Source organism: Streptomyces flavofungini (assembly GCF_041028215.1).
GTDB lineage: Bacteria > Actinomycetota > Actinomycetes > Streptomycetales > Streptomycetaceae > Streptomyces > Streptomyces flavofungini_B.
This window is the reverse complement of sequence record NZ_JASKYR010000149.1, coordinates 1-13,926: the sequence shown is the minus strand read 5'-3', so window position 1 is coordinate 13,926 and position 13,926 is coordinate 1. Positions and strand designations below refer to the sequence as shown.

Below are 13,926 nucleotides of genomic sequence, written 5' to 3'. Positions count from 1 at the left end.
CCACCAGGCCCGCGAAGTCGGGCGCGAGCAGGACGTCGACCGGGTTGACCGGGGCTCCGAGCCGTTCGCCGATGCGGAACGCCGCCTGGGTGGCGAGGATCGAGTTGCCACCGAGCCCGATGAAGTCGTCGCCACCGCTGATGGCCGCCGGGCCCGGCAGACCGAGAAGCTCGGCCCAGACCTCGGCGACGCATGCGGCGACCGGGGCGGCGGCCACGGCGGGGTCGGTCACCACGGCGGCGATTGCCGGAGCGGGGTCGGTCACCACGGCGGCGATTGCCGGAGCGGGGTCGGTCCCCACGGCGGCGATTGCCGGAGCGGGGTCGGTCGCCACGGCGGGGTCGGTCGCCGGAGCGGGGTCGACGGCCTGGGCGGGGTCAACGGCCTGAGCGGGTTCAGCCGCAGGGGCCGTTTGTGCGGGCAGGTCCGCCGCAGCTTGTGTGTCCGGCTCGGCGCCCCCTGTCGGGTCCGCCGTCGACGCCGCGTCCGCCCGCGTGCCGAGGTCGCCCGCCACTGCCGGGACCACGTCCGTACCCGGGGCCGGAGAGGCCGGAGAGGCCGAAGCCGAGGCGGCCGAAGACAAGGTAGCCGACGGCGAAGTGGGCGCAGGCGAGGTGGACGCAGCCGAAGTGGGCGAAGAGGTGTCGGCGGAATCGGCGAGCAGCTTCCTGATCAGCGAGCGGTCGGCCTTGCCGGTCGAGCCGACCGGCAGTTCGGCCAGCGGCAGCCACTGGGCGGGCAGCATATAGGCGGGCAGCCGCTCGGCGAGGGCCTCGGCGAGCGCCCGCGCCGAGGCGTCCGCGCGCTGTCCGGGCCGCAGGTAGGCCCCCACCAGCCGGGCGGTGTGCCCCTCGCCGTGCTTCTCGACGAACGCGGCCTCGGTGAGTCCCGTGGCGACGGCGGCCTGCTCGATCTCCTCCAACTCCATGCGGAAGCCCCGCAGCTTGACCTGCCGGTCGGCCCGGCCGACGACCTCGTACAGGCCGTCGGGGAGGCGGCGGACCAGATCCCCCGTGCGGTACACGGTCACGCTCGCCCCGTCGGGCTGGGTGTAGCGCACGTAGGACCGGGCCGTGCGCTCGGCGCTGTGCAGGTATCCGCTGGTCAACGAGGGCCCGCTGACGCAGAGTTCGCCCGTCTCACCGGGCTCGACGGGCCGGAGCGACGCGTCGAGGACGTGCAGCCGAGCGCGGCGCACCGCGCTCCCGATCGGAATCCTGGTGCGTCCGGCCAGCGCCGCCCGCGTACAGGTGAAGACGGTGACGAAGACCGTCGTCTCGGTGGGACCATAGATGTTGAGCAGCGCCTTCGGGCCACCCGCGTCGAGGACGCGCCGGGCGGCGAGGAGGTCCATCTGCTCCCCGCCGACCAGGAGTTGCCGCAGCGGATTGAGGGCGGCGGGGGCCTCCCGGGCGACCATGTGGAAGAGCGAGGTGGTCAGCAGGGCGGTGGAGATCCGCTGCGTGGCGAGGAGTCCGGCCCAGTGCGCCAGATCGGTCTCGACCACGGTGGGCAGCACGATCAGCGGCGCGCCGTTCGTCAGGGCGCCCCAGACCTCCCAGGTGAAGGCGTCGAAGGCCGGGTTGGCCAGTTGGCCGACGCGGTCGGTGCCGAGGATGGAGCCCGGTGCGGTGATATCGGTGACCAGGTCGCGCACGGCCGCGTGGGGCACCACGATGCCCTTGGGGGTACCGGTGGAACCGGAGGTGTAGCCGACGCAGAGCGGCTCGTCCCCGGCCACACGCACGTCGGTGAAGCCGGGTTCGTCGTTCCGCGGCACGTCGACCGGGCCGGGAACGGGCAGTGTGAGTACGGCGGTGTCCCCGCCGAACGGGCGGTCGCGCCGGTCGGCACCACTTCCCACCAGGACGGCACGGGCCCGGGAGTCCCGGAGGACGACGGCGACCCGGTCCCCGGGTGCCTGTCCGTCAAGGGGCAGGTAGGCCGCTCCGGCACGGACCACGCCGAGCAGAGCGACGATCAGGTCGGCCCCCCGGTCCAGGTCCAGGGCGACGACGTCGCCGCGCCCGATCCCGCGCCCGGCGAGGAGGGCGGCCACGCGCCCGGACTCCCGCCACAGCTCCCGGCGCGTGAGCGCCCGCCCGGACAACGCCTCGCTTACAGCGAGACCGCTGGGGTCCTCTCGCACCCGTTCGGCGACGAGGTGGTGGACCCCACTCGGTGTTCCTTGGACGAGACCGGTTGCCCGTGCCTCCATCACACTTCCCCCCAAAAAATGAAATGAATGCCCGATTCCGATACACCGGCGGAAGAACGCGACCGCATACGGGAATGCCCCGTTGGCACGCTGAAGCCCGACGCACGGAATGATTCTGCGACAGAAAGGGCCACGCTGCCCCAATGCGGACACTCCCCCAACCGCTAATTCCGCGATGTGGAAGTGTGCTTCCGCACTGCGGTAGGTTAGGATCGGCGACCCGATCATGTCAACCAGTGGAAACAGGAGGCGGAAAGCCATGTCTGATAGCCGCGTCGCATTGATCACCGGCTCGTCATCGGGAATTGGCGCGGCCATCGCCCGGCGCCTGTCGGCCGACGGAATGCGGGTGGTCGTCAATTCCGCGCGCAGCGCGGAGGCCGGAAAGGAACTCGCGGCCTCACTGCCCGAGGCGGTCTACGTCCAGGGCGACGTGTCCGACCCGGACGCCGCCCGGCATATCGTCCAGGCGGCGATCGACGCCTACGGGCGGCTCGACGTCCTCGTCAACAACGCGGGCGCCACGCGCTTCATACCGCTCCAGGACTTGGAGGCCGCCGACGCCACCGTGTGGCGCGACCTCTTCGACGTCAACGTCTTCGGCGCCTGGCAGCTGACCACCGCCGCCGTGCCCCACCTGCGCAAGGCCGAGGCCGCGTCCATCGTCAACATCTCCTCGGTCTCGGCCGCCCGCGCCATGGGCAGCTCCATCCCGTACGCGGTGAGCAAGGCCGCGCTCAACCACATGACCCGCCTGCTCGCGACCCAGCTGGGCCCGAACATCCGGGTCAACGCCATCGCGCCGGGCCTGGTGGACACCCCCTGGTACGACGAGGCCCCCGAGGTCTGGGAGGGCTCGCGCGACTGGATCACCGCCAACACGCCCCTGCGGCGGGTCGGCACCCCCGAGGACGTGGCCGAGGCGGTCCTTTACCTGACCCGGGCCGCGTACACAACCGGCGACGTGCTCACCGTGGATGGAGGGCGGCACGTCGTATGAGGCGCGAATGCCGCACGGCAGCCTGCTCACCGGCATTCCGGTGACCCAGGCATCCGGTATCCGGCATTCCGGTACCCGATATTCCGGCGCCCGGTTTCTCGGTCACTGAAATTTACTGGCCGCTCCATACCCTGATGTGTCACTGCCGGGATTCCTCCCGTTAACGAGCGCGCGCGGGAGTTGTGGCGGTAAAGGGTGCGGAGTATCACTGCGTGTGAGTCCCCGGCGGATGACGCCGGGGCTCACCCGTAGTAGCGCGCGGGCGGTCCAGCAATGCGAAATCACCCCACCCAGCGCATTAAACGCTCATACCTGACGGGCCCGTCCGCTCCCCCGTCGGCGGCCGCCAGGCACTGATCCTCAGCCGAGCCGACCTGCCAGGGGCCGCAGCATGGCGTGGAAGAGCGGAGCGTGTTCGATCCGCGGGCGCAGACCACCGAGCACCTGCCAGCCCCAGCCTTCGTACAGGGCCCGCACCTTGGGGTGGCCCTGGTCGACCAGCAGGGTGGCGCGCTCCTCGGTCCGGGCGGCCAGCAGGGCATCGTGCAGCCGCCGGGCCGTGCCGGTCTTGCGCCAGGAGGGCAGCACCATCAGTTCCGAGAGCGCGCAGGTGCGACGGCCGGTCCCCGCGATGACGTCCGGAGCCACTTCCGTGAGCAGTCCGCCCCACCAGCGGGCGTCTTCGGACTGCGGCGCTCACGGGTGAAACCTCCTGGCGGGTGGACAGGGGGCGGCGGACCGCGGCGAGGCGGTCGCCGATGCGGCAGCCGCCGACCGCGCTGGTGTCGATGGCCGCGACGGTGACGACGGCGGAGTCGAAGTCGCCTCGGGCGGTTTGCAGCTCGGCGAGTCGGACATGGTAATTGGTCGCGTCGCGGGCATGCATGGGGCGAGCATGCGCAGGTCTGTGCGGTGGCCATCTCCACGTCGGCCAGGCGCACCCCTCCCGGGTGTCCTGCGACCGGCTCTCCGCCGCCCCTTCGACGACACCCTAGCTTGGTCTAGACCAAACGGGGTACTCTTCCTCCCGTCGCACATGACGACCCCACCCCCATGCGCGACATCGCTTGTCATGTACACGCTTGTCCGTTTGGTGCGGGCAAGAGTCCACCCCCACAGAGGAGTTGGCATGAAGAGCAAGAAGATGCTGGCCGTCGCCATCGGAGCCGGAATCGCCCCGCTCCTGGCCGTGAGCCTGCCCGCCGGCAGCGCGAGTGCGCACGGCTACATATCCTCGCCGCCCAGTCGGCAGGCCCAGTGTGCCGCCGGAGTCGTCTCGTGCGGCGCCATCAAGTACGAGCCGCAGAGCGTCGAGGGCCCCAAGGGTCTGACCAGTTGCAGCGGCGGCAACGCCGCCTTCGCCGAGCTCGACAATGACAGCAAGGGCTGGAAGGTCACCCCGGTCAGCAGGACGACCAGCTTCAACTGGCGGCTGACCGCCCGTCACGCCACCAGCACCTGGCAGTACTACGCGGGCGGCCGCAAGATCGCCGAGTTCAACGACGGCGGGGCCCGGCCCGGCGAGACCGTCACGCACCAGGTGAACTTCGGCAGCCTCACCGGCAAGCAGAAGGTTCTGGCCGTGTGGAACATCGCCGACACCCCGAACGCCTTCTACGCCTGCGTGGACGTCAACGTGAGCTGACCCGCCACCGCACCACCGTTCCACAGCACCACCGTTCCACGGCACCACAGCACCACCGTTCCACCGCACGACCCGGTTCCGCCGGGGCCCGGAGCGGACGGGCACCGTCCGCKCCGGGCCACCCCCGGCCCCATCGAGATGAGGTCCCATGAACCGCCACCGAGTCACCGCCCGCGCGGCCGCCGTGGCCCTGCTCGCCACCGGTCTCGCCGCCGCCCCCGCCGTCGCGGCTCCCGACGCCTCCGGGGGCAAGGCCCGCGTCGGCGCCGACTGGGCGAAGCAGTCCCTCACCTTCACCGCCGCCCCCGGGCAGGCCAACGACCTCCATGTGATCCCCATGGACCAGGGCGACGGGGTCCGGCGCATCGGCTTCCGCGACACGGTCCCGCTCCAGCCGGGCGAGCACTGCACCTACCTGGAACCGGGCGACGAGACGTACGTCGTCTGCGAACTGCCCACCGACAGCGCCCGCCCGGACCGGATCGACGTCTTCCTCGGCGACGGCGACGACGAGATCGCCACCAGCGACCCCGGGGTCGCCACCGTCAGTGGCGGGCCAGGTGATGACACGCTGCACGCCCACACCGCCCACACGGTCCGGGGCGACGAGGGCGACGACATGGTCATGGGACGCGTCGTCCTGGACGGCGGTGACGGCATGGACCATCTGATGGGCGACGACGCCGACCAGCGGATGTGGGGCGGCCGTGGCGACGACATGATCGAGGGGTACGGCGGCAGGGACCTCGTGTACGCGGGGTCCGGCGACGACCACGTCATGGGCGGCGACGGCGACGACAGCATTCTCGGCGGCCCCGGCAACGACATGCTGCACGGCGAAGGCGGCAACGACCTGATCGTCGGCGGCCCCGGCAAGGACACCGTCCACGGCGGCCCGGGCCGGAACATCGTCCTGCCGTAGACCGGACTCGGGCCGCCTGCCCCACCGCAACGTCACCGACAAGGACTCACCCTCCGTTCTCGCTGGCGAGCAGGAAGGTGTTGAGTCGGTCGGCGAAGCCCGGGGCCGCCGCGACGAAGTGCCCGGCGCCCGGGGACACCGTGCGCTCTCCGTCGAGCGCGAGGGCGAGGGCGTCGCAGATCCGCTCGTGGGCGGGCGCGTGGCCTCCCGAGACGACGAGCACCGGGACACGGGCCCGGCGGATGAGGTCGAGGCGTGGACGCGGACGGCCGGGCAGACGGGCGCCGTGGGCCCGGCGGACGCCCGCGGCCACCTCGGGCGGGAGCGGGCCGTCGTCGACTTGGGCGCCCGCGAGGCGCAGGAACTCCCGCAGCTCGGCGGGGTCGGTGTCCATGCCGTGGGTGAGTACCGCGTCGCCGAGGTGCTCAAGCCGCGCCACGTCGGGATCGTCCGGGACGAGGAAGGCCAGGGGCGGCTCGACCAGGGTGAGCGAGCGCACGCTCTCCGGCGCGTCCGCGACCGCGGCCAGCGCCCCGAGGGTGCCGTAGGAGTGGGCCACGACGTGCGGGCGGCCGACGAGCAGCGGCGCCAGGTCCAGGGCGTCCACCTCGTAGTCCTGACCGGCCCGTGGCGCCGGACTCGGCGGATAGCCGCGCCGGTGGACATGCGCCAGCGTCCAGCGGTCAGCCAGTGCGGACAAGGCGCCCCAGGTCGTCCGGGGGGAGGCGCCCCCGTGCACGAGCAGGACCTCCGGCCCCGATCCTGTTCGCACCACCACGACATCGTCCATGGGGCGAGAGCCTAGCGGCGTACACCGCGTCCGGGGCCGCGGCCCGGGGGGGCTACCAGCCCATGTTCTTGGCGACCTCGGCCTGTGCCGCGGCGATCTCCTCGTCGGTGGACTCGATGACGTCCACATCCTCCAGGCGTGCGAGCAGGTCCGCGAGGGCCTGCTTCTGAGCCGGGTGCGTGATCGGTACGGCGTTCAGGTCGGTGCTCATCAGCCAGTCGAACAGCACGATGGCGTCGGCACGCCACAGGCTGAGATCGACGGTGGGCGTTGCACCCCGGGGGAATCCAGTTTCCATCCAGGTATCTTGCCAGGTCGGTGCCGAGTGGAGCGTCCTGGCGCGGGTCACCGGTAGGAGGGGGTGGCCGCTCCGCGCCGAAGTTCACGGCGACCGATGAGGAACCAGAGCAAGCTGCCGATGAAGGGTGCGGCGAACGCGAAGACGACCCACACCAGCTTCATCCCCCTGCTGAGCGGGGAGGCGACGATGCTGATCAGAGCGCCGATGAACAGCGCCACATAGGCCAGGATGAGGACTACGATCACCGCGGCCAAACCGTAGCCCAGCACTTGGTGACCGGTGGCGGCAAGAGTGGTCCGGGATTCATGAAGCGCGTGCATGCGTTCCATTCTGGCCAGCAGATACCGGCCGCCGCGTCGGCTGAAGGGCTCGTCGAGGTCATACTCAGGTCGCACTCACACCATCGGCACCAACAACTCAGGGAGGAGGGGACGCGGCAGTCGGCGCACCCGCCACCTGCCGCGTCCCCCACGTCCACGGCCCGAGCGGTCAGCTCACCGAGGCCAGGGTCGCCGAGGCGTCGGCCAGGCCCGCGCCGCAGCCGCCGGTGCAGAGGCCCGGCAGGGGTCGGGCACGCAGCTTGATGGCCGCCTCGACCCGCGCCGGTGTGATGCCGGGGTTCGCTTCGTACATCAGCGCCGCCAGGCCCGTGATGTGCGGGGCGGCCATGCTGGTGCCCTGGTAGAAGTCGTACTTCTCAAGGCCGAGGGTCCGGGTACCGGAGTTGAGGGTGGACAGGATGCCGTTGGCGACGTTCGGCTTGGTCTCGCCGCCAGGGGCGGTGATGTCGACGGTCCAGCCGTAGTTGGAGTAGGCGGCCCGGTTGCCCTCGCGGTCGCTCGCCGCGACGTTGATGACGTTGGCGCAGCTCGCCGGGGACTGGTTGGCCGCGTCGGTGTTCGCGTTCCCCGCCGAGACCACGACCGTGGTGCCACGTGCGACCGCGGCGTTGATGGCGAGCTGGCTCCCCAGGTCGCAGGTGTGGCCGCCACCCAGGCTCATGTTGATGACGTCGGCGGGGTGCTGGTTGCGCGGCGCGCCCCACACGGTTCCGCCCGAGGACCAGGTGATGGCGTCGATGATGTCGGAGGTCGCGCCGCCGCACCTGCCAAGGACCCGGACGGGCTGGATACGGGCCCGGTGCGCGATGCCGGTGATGCCCTTGCCGTTGTTGGCGGTGGCCGCGATGGTGCCGCTGACGTGCGTGCCGTGCCAGGTGTTGTTGGTGTCGCGCTCGGGGAGGGGCGTCCCCGCGGCATTCGTACCGCACTCACCGCGTTGCACCCAGTCGCCCTGGTCTGCGGGGTTGCTGTCCCGTCCGTCCCCGTCCCGGGCCCGCGACGGGTCGGAGATGAAGTCATAGCCGGGGACGATGTTGGCCGCCAGGTCGGAGTGGGGGACGTACCCGGTGTCGATGACCGACACGTTGACGCCCTTGCCCGTGGCACCCCGCTGCCAGGCCCCCGGCACCCGCATGCCCGCGTGGTTCTCGAAGAGGTCCCACTGTTGAGTGTAGGAAGGGTCGTTCGGGGTGGTGGCCGTGGGGTACACCCGCTCGTCGGGGACGACGTAGGCCACATCGGGGTCGGACGCGTAGGCCGCCATGACGTCCTTGACGTCCTCGGCCGCCATCTTGGAGTCGAAGCCCACCAGGGCGGCACCGGTGCCCAGGCGCCGGTCGAACCCGAGGCGCTCGCCGGCCTTCGCCCCCTTGGCCCGTGCGTCCGCGCGGGCTTCGGTGTCGGATCTCGCCCCATCGGTGCGCTTCTTGTAGCCGACGATGATGCCTTCGGGGACGGCGTTCCTGTCGACGGCAGAGCCGAAGGCCGCTGCGGGGGCGGAATCCTCCCTCTCCGCAGGCGGAGTTGCGGGGTTCGGAGCCGCGACACTCGCGGTGACCCCCGCGCCCAGGATGGCTGCGGCTGCCGCTGTGGCGAGCAGGGGTATGCGTATGCGCTTGGGACCGTTCAAAGGGGAGGCTTCCTTTCACGGGCCGGTTTCGGGCATGCGGAACCGGCGGACCAGGGTGGGGTGACACCGGCTGTCCGACGCACCGCCTGCCGCTGGGGGCGCGGCGAACGGGTGGTCAACTTGTCGATGCGCCACGGAACTTACTGGTGCGGCACCGGACGCGCCTACCCCGCTGCGGGGATCTGCGTATACGTAGGTGGGGCGTATGCGGCAAGCGCCGCTGCACCCGGGTCTGGCTCACCGTCGAGCGCGGCACCGGGGTCCCGGTGGCCACGACGTCGTCTAGAAGGGAGCGAGCGCCGCGCCTGCCTTGTCCAGAAGGGTGAGGGTGCGCTGGAGCAGTTGCCCGTCCTCGCCGAAGCCGAAGATGTCCACGGCCTTCGCGCCGCGCCGCGCCAGGCACAGGGGGCGGCCCGGGGTGAAGCCCGCGTGCTTGGCGGCGATCGTCGACCAGGCTGTTCCGTCGTACACCGACCACGCCAGATGGCCGGTGGCGAGAACGCCCACCAGAAGGACGCGGTTGACGGCGGCCAGCATCTGGAGGTTCATCCACCACGCGGCGACCGGGTCCCCGCGCTCGGGGCGGTGCAGCGGGGGCAGTTCACCGGCCGGGCCCCGCGCGCCCTCCCAGTCCGTCGCGGCGCGCTTCAAGGTGGCGTACCTGAGCCGCGTACGGGTGCGGTCCTGGACGATCAGGTGCAGTGTCCGGTCGGCGGTGCGGACCGCCGCTACACCGCTCGCCGCGGCGACGCCGTCGAGCCCTGGGACGAGGGCGGTGGCCGGGGTCGCCGGTCGGCCGCGGGCGAAGATCCAGCGGGTGTGCACGACCTGCCAGGCGCGCGGGTCGTTCCAGGGCGGGAGGGAGTAGTCGTGGCCGATGTGGAACACGTCGAGCCTACCGGCGTCGTGGACGGCGTCGTTCGGTGTGGGCAGCGACGCGAGGTTGCTGCCGCCCGCCACCAGCAGGGCGTCCCTGCCGCCCGCTCTGGTGGGCGGCGGCACACTCTGCACGTTGTTCGTCCAGTCCACGGCCGGGCCCGCCTGCGAGAACTGTCGTACGAGCCGGTGCTCGCGGTCGACGTACACCAGGTCCAGGGCGAGCGGTGTACGGGACGTGGCCGCCAGAGGGCTGCCCTTGCGGGCCGGATTCCGGGCGGGGTTCACGGGCTGCGGATGCGGCGGGAAGGGCTGGCGGGGTGTGATCCACCGGATGTGGATCCGGCCGTCGGCGCCCAGCAGGAAGACGTGCTGGGACCGGGCGTCGGTGCTGTCGGCGGCGATGCTCGTGGCGTCGAATCCGTCGGCGCCCGGCGGTGGCGCCGGGACGGTGTCCCGGGGCAGGACCGGGGTCGCGCCCAGCGGGCCTGTCCTGCCCGCCTTGTCCCGTACCGCCGTCAGCAGGTGTTCGGTGGTCGCGGCGAAGAGCCGTACGCGGTCCGGCGCTGTGCGGTGCTGCGCCACCGCGAGGGCGATCGCGGCCTTGGGGTGCATGGGGTCGAAGACCTTGGCCTCGTCCCAGTCGACGTCCCGGTGGCTGCGCGGGAGACGGTGGTCCTGAGGCCGCCCGTTGGCGTCCGGCCAGGTCAGGGCGGGGTCCCGCAACTGCGCGTACTGGACGGCGATCACGTTGTCCGCGTACTGCCAGCGCTCGTTGGCGCCGACGCCCCAGCTCGGCAGCGGGTAGGGGGCGAGCTCGAAGGTGTTGTTGTTCCATGTGGACCGGTCGGATCCCGGGACCGACACGGCGTAGAACACCGGCCGGAACGACAGGACGCGCGGATCGAGGAGGGTACGTGGGTCCAGCTCGGCGCGGTAGCAGTAGAACCCGGTCCTGTACCCCGCGAGGGAGACCGCGAGCAGCCACGACAGGATGTACTCGGCCGTGCCGGTGGACGCCTTGGCCCAGGCCCCGGGGCCCCCGCTCAGGTGCCCCTCGATGTCCAGATAGAGCGTGGCCCCGGCCTCCAGACCGGCCCGCCGGGCGAGCCCGACGGCGGCGAGACCGTCCTCCCCGCCGTCGGCGGTCCCGAACGCCCCTCCCGGCACGGCCGGTTTTCCCTTCTTCGGGTCGGCCGGGGCTCCGTCGATCTGCGTCGAATTGAAGGGCACCCAGATGGGCAGGACGGTCCAGCCCGGGTCACGAAGGTCCCACAGCCGGGTGGACCAGCTCGTGCTGTCGTCCCCGCGGTCGTGGGCCAGGTAGAACCCGATGAAGCGCAGGTTGGAGCGGCGCCACAGCCACGAAAGGCGCGCGTCCCAGAGCATGATGTCCAGGCCGGGGTACGTGGTCGGCATCGCGGCCCGCTCAGTTGATGGTGGACAGGTTGCTCGTCACGGCGATGTCGGTGCCGGAGGTCGGGGTGTACTCGTTCCACTCCGCCATGAGTTCGCCCTTCTCGGCGGGCTGGAGCACCGGGAACGGCGTGCTGGCTCCGTTGTGCGCCTTCGCGAGGCGGGCGACCTCGATCTGGGTCGCGGACAGGACCCGGGTGACCGTCGTGAGCTCCTGGCTGTTGGTCAGCTCGCGCGCTGAGTCGATGACGACCTGCGCCCCCGCGACGAAGCCCTCGCTGGACTCGACCCGGATCGCGACCGGCGTCCGGCTCGGCCCGACGACGGAGCTCGACTTGCTGATCACCGCGTCCTGGATCCGCACGGCGGTGCGGCTCGGGTTGGCGGGCGGGATGCCCGGGTAGTTGCGGTCGTCGTACGCGGCGATCTCCTGGGCGATCGTCCAGTACAGCGCGGGTGGTGACGGCTCGGCCGGGTCGTCGACGACGCCGCGCTCTACGAAGTTCACCCAGCGTGTCTCCCACCCTTTGCGCACGGTCAGGACGACCCGGGCGCTGCCCGCCCGCAGGAACGCCTGCCGGTTGGCGTCCGGATGCTTGATGTCGCGGATGAACGCCCAGCTCTGGGGGATGTCCCAGAAGTACGAGTAGAGGAAGCTGACGACGTTCTCCCATTCGATGGCCTGGTTGACGAAGCGCACGAGATTCTCGTACCGCCGCACCGTCGACCACGCCGTGGAGTCGGGTGTGAGGGCGTCGGAGTCGAAGCTCGTGCCGTGCGTGATGTCCACCTTCGCTTCTTCGAAGGTGTCCACGACGTCCTTCGGCATGGTCGGGAAGCGGTCGCCGAGCAGATAGCGCAGGACCGCCCGCATGACCTCGTCGTTCTCCTCGCGGCGCAGCGTGAGCGTGTCCACGCTGCCCAGGCGCTCCTCAAGGGCCGCGATCCGTCCCGCGATGTCCTGCTGCTGGTCGTAGTACCGGGTCTGGGCGGCGGTGAACAGACCGTTCCACACCTCGTCCCGCCACTGGTCGTAGGCGGCCTTCGTGGGGCGTACCTCGGCGGTCAGGACCAGCGTCTGGGTGGATACGCGGTCCCACACCAGCACGGCCACCGGTGAGCCCGTCGCGCCCGCGAGGAAGTCGCCGCCGGTGTCCTTGTGCAGGACGGTGCCGGGGTCGAAGACCTTCTCGCCGAAGGAGTCGAACGGGAGGTCCGTGCCGACGATGGTGAACTGACCGAGCGCTCCCATCAGAGCGACGGCGCTGTTGCTCCCCGGGCCGTCGCTCTCCGCGCTGCCGTGTCCCGCCCTGTCGTCTCCCGCCCTGTCGTCTCCCGCGAAGTCGGTGCTGGAGAAGCTCGTCATCCGGCCGGCGATGGTCACGCGGACGATCTCGTACCCGTCCGGGATCTTCAGCGTGACCCGGGTGGACGCGCGGCCGTTGGGCAGCGCTCCGGAGTCCACGGCGTAGGGCTGCGGCGGCAGCGGCGCCGGGGGCCGGGGCAGGCCCTGGGCGCCGTACCGGTCCGCCAGGACCAGGTAGTGCGGCTGCTTGTCGGTCGGCGGATCGGTCTTCGGCGGCTCGGGATCGTCCTTGCGGACCGCGTCGGTGACGTCGTTGTGCGGTACGTCGAACGCGAAGGGCTTCAGCTGGGCCCGCAGCCTCTCCAGCTCCACGTAGGCCCGGCGCAGCGCGGCGCCCGGCTCCGGGACCACGATGTCGTACGTCTCGCGCAGCCCGTACCGGTAGAGCCTGACCCGCCACTTGCGCATCAGACTGAAGTAGTCGATGCGCATCGGGTCGACGTCGCTTGGGTTGCGCAGCTTCCTCGTGGAGGTCTGGGACGAGCCGGTGACGGTGGTCGTGCTGATGGTGACCTTGTGTTCCTGCTTCGCCCGCGCGGAGGCCTTCTGGGTGAGCGTGGTGGCGTGTTTGCGGCTGTCCGTCGCGGACTGGGAGGAGGAGTCCTGCGCGGTGTAGCCGGAGGTGGCCGAGCCCGAGATGACGGGGATGCCGCCGGAGACGGTCCCGGTGACGTTGAACTGGTTGGAGTGCTGCTGTTCCGACGAAGTCGACTGCGCGAGCTCGGTGTTGTCGGTCACGCCGGTCTCACTGAAGGTCTCCAGCTCGTCCGTGACGATGGAGGTGAACTCCTTCTTCTGTACCGACCACTCCTTCTGGACGACCGCGGTCTCCTCCAGCGGGGCCAGCGGGATGGTGGCGACGAGCTCGCCGCGCTCGATACCGGCCGGGACCATCTCCAGACGCTCCAGGTTCATCAGTCCGACCCGCGACGAACCGGCGTTGGCGGCCAGGCCCTTCACCGCCACGAGAGCGGAGTGCAGTGCCTGGCGCTCGGGCCCCGTGACCGACCCGTCCGCGCCCGCCGACTCGGCTTCCTCCAGCAGGGACCGGCGTACGGCGACGAGTTCCTCGCCGAGGGCGCGGAGGGCTCCGACCGGAACCGCTGCCAGATCCTCGGCATGCGGAGCCTCGTCGGCCGCTTGAAGCAGGTCGATGAGGTGGCCCGGGCCGGGTGGAGTCGCACCGGCCGCACCAGCCGCACCGGCCACAGCGGCCAACCGGCTCCGGACGGACTCCAACTCATTTGCTCGGGCGTTCAGTTGTCGGGCGTACGCGGCCTTCACCAGGGCTTGGCCCACTTCGGCCTGTTCGATGTCCAGAGGCACCAGAGTGGCCTTGAGGATCTCGCGGCCCGCCTGGCTGAGCGGCGGAGCCGGATTCGGGGTGCCGGGCGACCCGGTGCGGGTTCCCGCCCCCGGCC

Annotated in this window: 11 protein-coding genes; 3 read left to right on the top strand and 8 right to left on the bottom strand. The window is 71.2% G+C overall.

What is annotated here, in order from left to right; all coding sequences use genetic code 11:
* On the bottom strand, positions 1-2,218 hold a 2,218-nt coding region (locus AB8Z36_RS13145), incomplete at its 3' end, for a non-ribosomal peptide synthetase (RefSeq protein ID WP_369213445.1).
* A 259-nt stretch (positions 2,219-2,477) separates the two neighbouring features.
* On the opposite strand from AB8Z36_RS13145, the gene AB8Z36_RS13140 reads away from it, so the two are divergent.
* Positions 2,478-3,218: an SDR family NAD(P)-dependent oxidoreductase gene (locus tag AB8Z36_RS13140; RefSeq protein ID WP_369213444.1), complete on the top strand. Its 741-nt coding sequence runs from the start codon at positions 2,478-2,480 to the stop codon at positions 3,216-3,218.
* A 360-nt stretch (positions 3,219-3,578) separates the two neighbouring features.
* Here the strand turns inward: AB8Z36_RS13140 and AB8Z36_RS13135 are convergent, their stop codons facing one another.
* Positions 3,579-3,866, bottom strand: coding sequence for a hypothetical protein (locus tag AB8Z36_RS13135; RefSeq protein WP_369213443.1), 288 nt, complete (start codon positions 3,864-3,866; stop codon positions 3,579-3,581).
* 481 nt (positions 3,867-4,347) lie between these two features.
* Between AB8Z36_RS13135 and AB8Z36_RS13130 the strand changes: the two genes are divergently transcribed.
* Together AB8Z36_RS13130 and AB8Z36_RS13125 are read left to right on the top strand one after the other, a co-directional pair.
* Positions 4,348-4,863: a lytic polysaccharide monooxygenase auxiliary activity family 9 protein gene (locus tag AB8Z36_RS13130; RefSeq protein WP_369213442.1), complete on the top strand. Its 516-nt coding sequence runs from the start codon at positions 4,348-4,350 to the stop codon at positions 4,861-4,863.
* A gap of 148 nt (positions 4,864-5,011) precedes the next feature.
* Positions 5,012-5,785, top strand: a complete 774-nt coding sequence (locus AB8Z36_RS13125) for a calcium-binding protein (RefSeq protein ID WP_369213441.1) — start codon at positions 5,012-5,014, stop codon at positions 5,783-5,785.
* 46 nt (positions 5,786-5,831) lie between these two features.
* Here the strand turns inward: AB8Z36_RS13125 and AB8Z36_RS13120 are convergent, their stop codons facing one another.
* The 6 genes from AB8Z36_RS13120 to AB8Z36_RS13095 all read right to left on the bottom strand — a co-directional run.
* Complete coding sequence (locus AB8Z36_RS13120) at positions 5,832-6,575, bottom strand: alpha/beta fold hydrolase (protein ID WP_369213440.1); 744 nt, start codon at positions 6,573-6,575, stop codon at positions 5,832-5,834.
* 52 nt (positions 6,576-6,627) lie between these two features.
* Positions 6,628-6,873, bottom strand: coding sequence for a hypothetical protein (locus AB8Z36_RS13115; protein ID WP_369213439.1), 246 nt, complete (start codon positions 6,871-6,873; stop codon positions 6,628-6,630).
* Between the two features lie 47 nt (positions 6,874-6,920).
* A complete protein-coding gene (locus tag AB8Z36_RS13110; protein WP_369213438.1) occupies positions 6,921-7,205 on the bottom strand; it encodes a PLD nuclease N-terminal domain-containing protein in 285 nt (94 codons plus the stop codon).
* A 160-nt stretch (positions 7,206-7,365) separates the two neighbouring features.
* Positions 7,366-8,847 carry a S8 family peptidase gene (locus tag AB8Z36_RS13105; RefSeq protein ID WP_369213437.1) on the bottom strand — a complete coding sequence of 494 codons (1,482 nt, stop codon included), beginning with the start codon at positions 8,845-8,847 and terminating at the stop codon, positions 7,366-7,368.
* 282 nt (positions 8,848-9,129) lie between these two features.
* Positions 9,130-11,142 carry a glycoside hydrolase domain-containing protein gene (locus AB8Z36_RS13100; RefSeq protein ID WP_369213436.1) on the bottom strand — a complete coding sequence of 671 codons (2,013 nt, stop codon included), beginning with the start codon at positions 11,140-11,142 and terminating at the stop codon, positions 9,130-9,132.
* A gap of 10 nt (positions 11,143-11,152) precedes the next feature.
* Positions 11,153-13,926 (bottom strand): hypothetical protein (locus AB8Z36_RS13095; RefSeq protein ID WP_369213435.1); only part of this gene is annotated, 2,774 nt, incomplete at its 5' end.

What these genes read in the sequence shown, in the direction of transcription:
- AB8Z36_RS13140 (WP_369213444.1), top strand. Translation starts at nt 2,478, where the DNA reads ATGTCTGATAGCCGCGTCGCATTGATCACCGGCTCGTCATCGGGAATT.
- AB8Z36_RS13130 (WP_369213442.1), top strand. Translation starts at nt 4,348, where the DNA reads ATGAAGAGCAAGAAGATGCTGGCCGTCGCCATCGGAGCCGGAATCGCC.
- AB8Z36_RS13125 (WP_369213441.1), top strand. Translation starts at nt 5,012, where the DNA reads ATGAACCGCCACCGAGTCACCGCCCGCGCGGCCGCCGTGGCCCTGCTC.
- AB8Z36_RS13120 (WP_369213440.1), bottom strand. Translation starts at nt 6,575, where the DNA reads ATGGACGATGTCGTGGTGGTGCGAACAGGATCGGGGCCGGAGGTCCTG.
- AB8Z36_RS13115 (WP_369213439.1), bottom strand. Translation starts at nt 6,873, where the DNA reads ATGGAAACTGGATTCCCCCGGGGTGCAACGCCCACCGTCGATCTCAGC.
- AB8Z36_RS13110 (WP_369213438.1), bottom strand. Translation starts at nt 7,205, where the DNA reads ATGGAACGCATGCACGCGCTTCATGAATCCCGGACCACTCTTGCCGCC.
- AB8Z36_RS13100 (WP_369213436.1), bottom strand. Translation starts at nt 11,142, where the DNA reads ATGCCGACCACGTACCCCGGCCTGGACATCATGCTCTGGGACGCGCGC.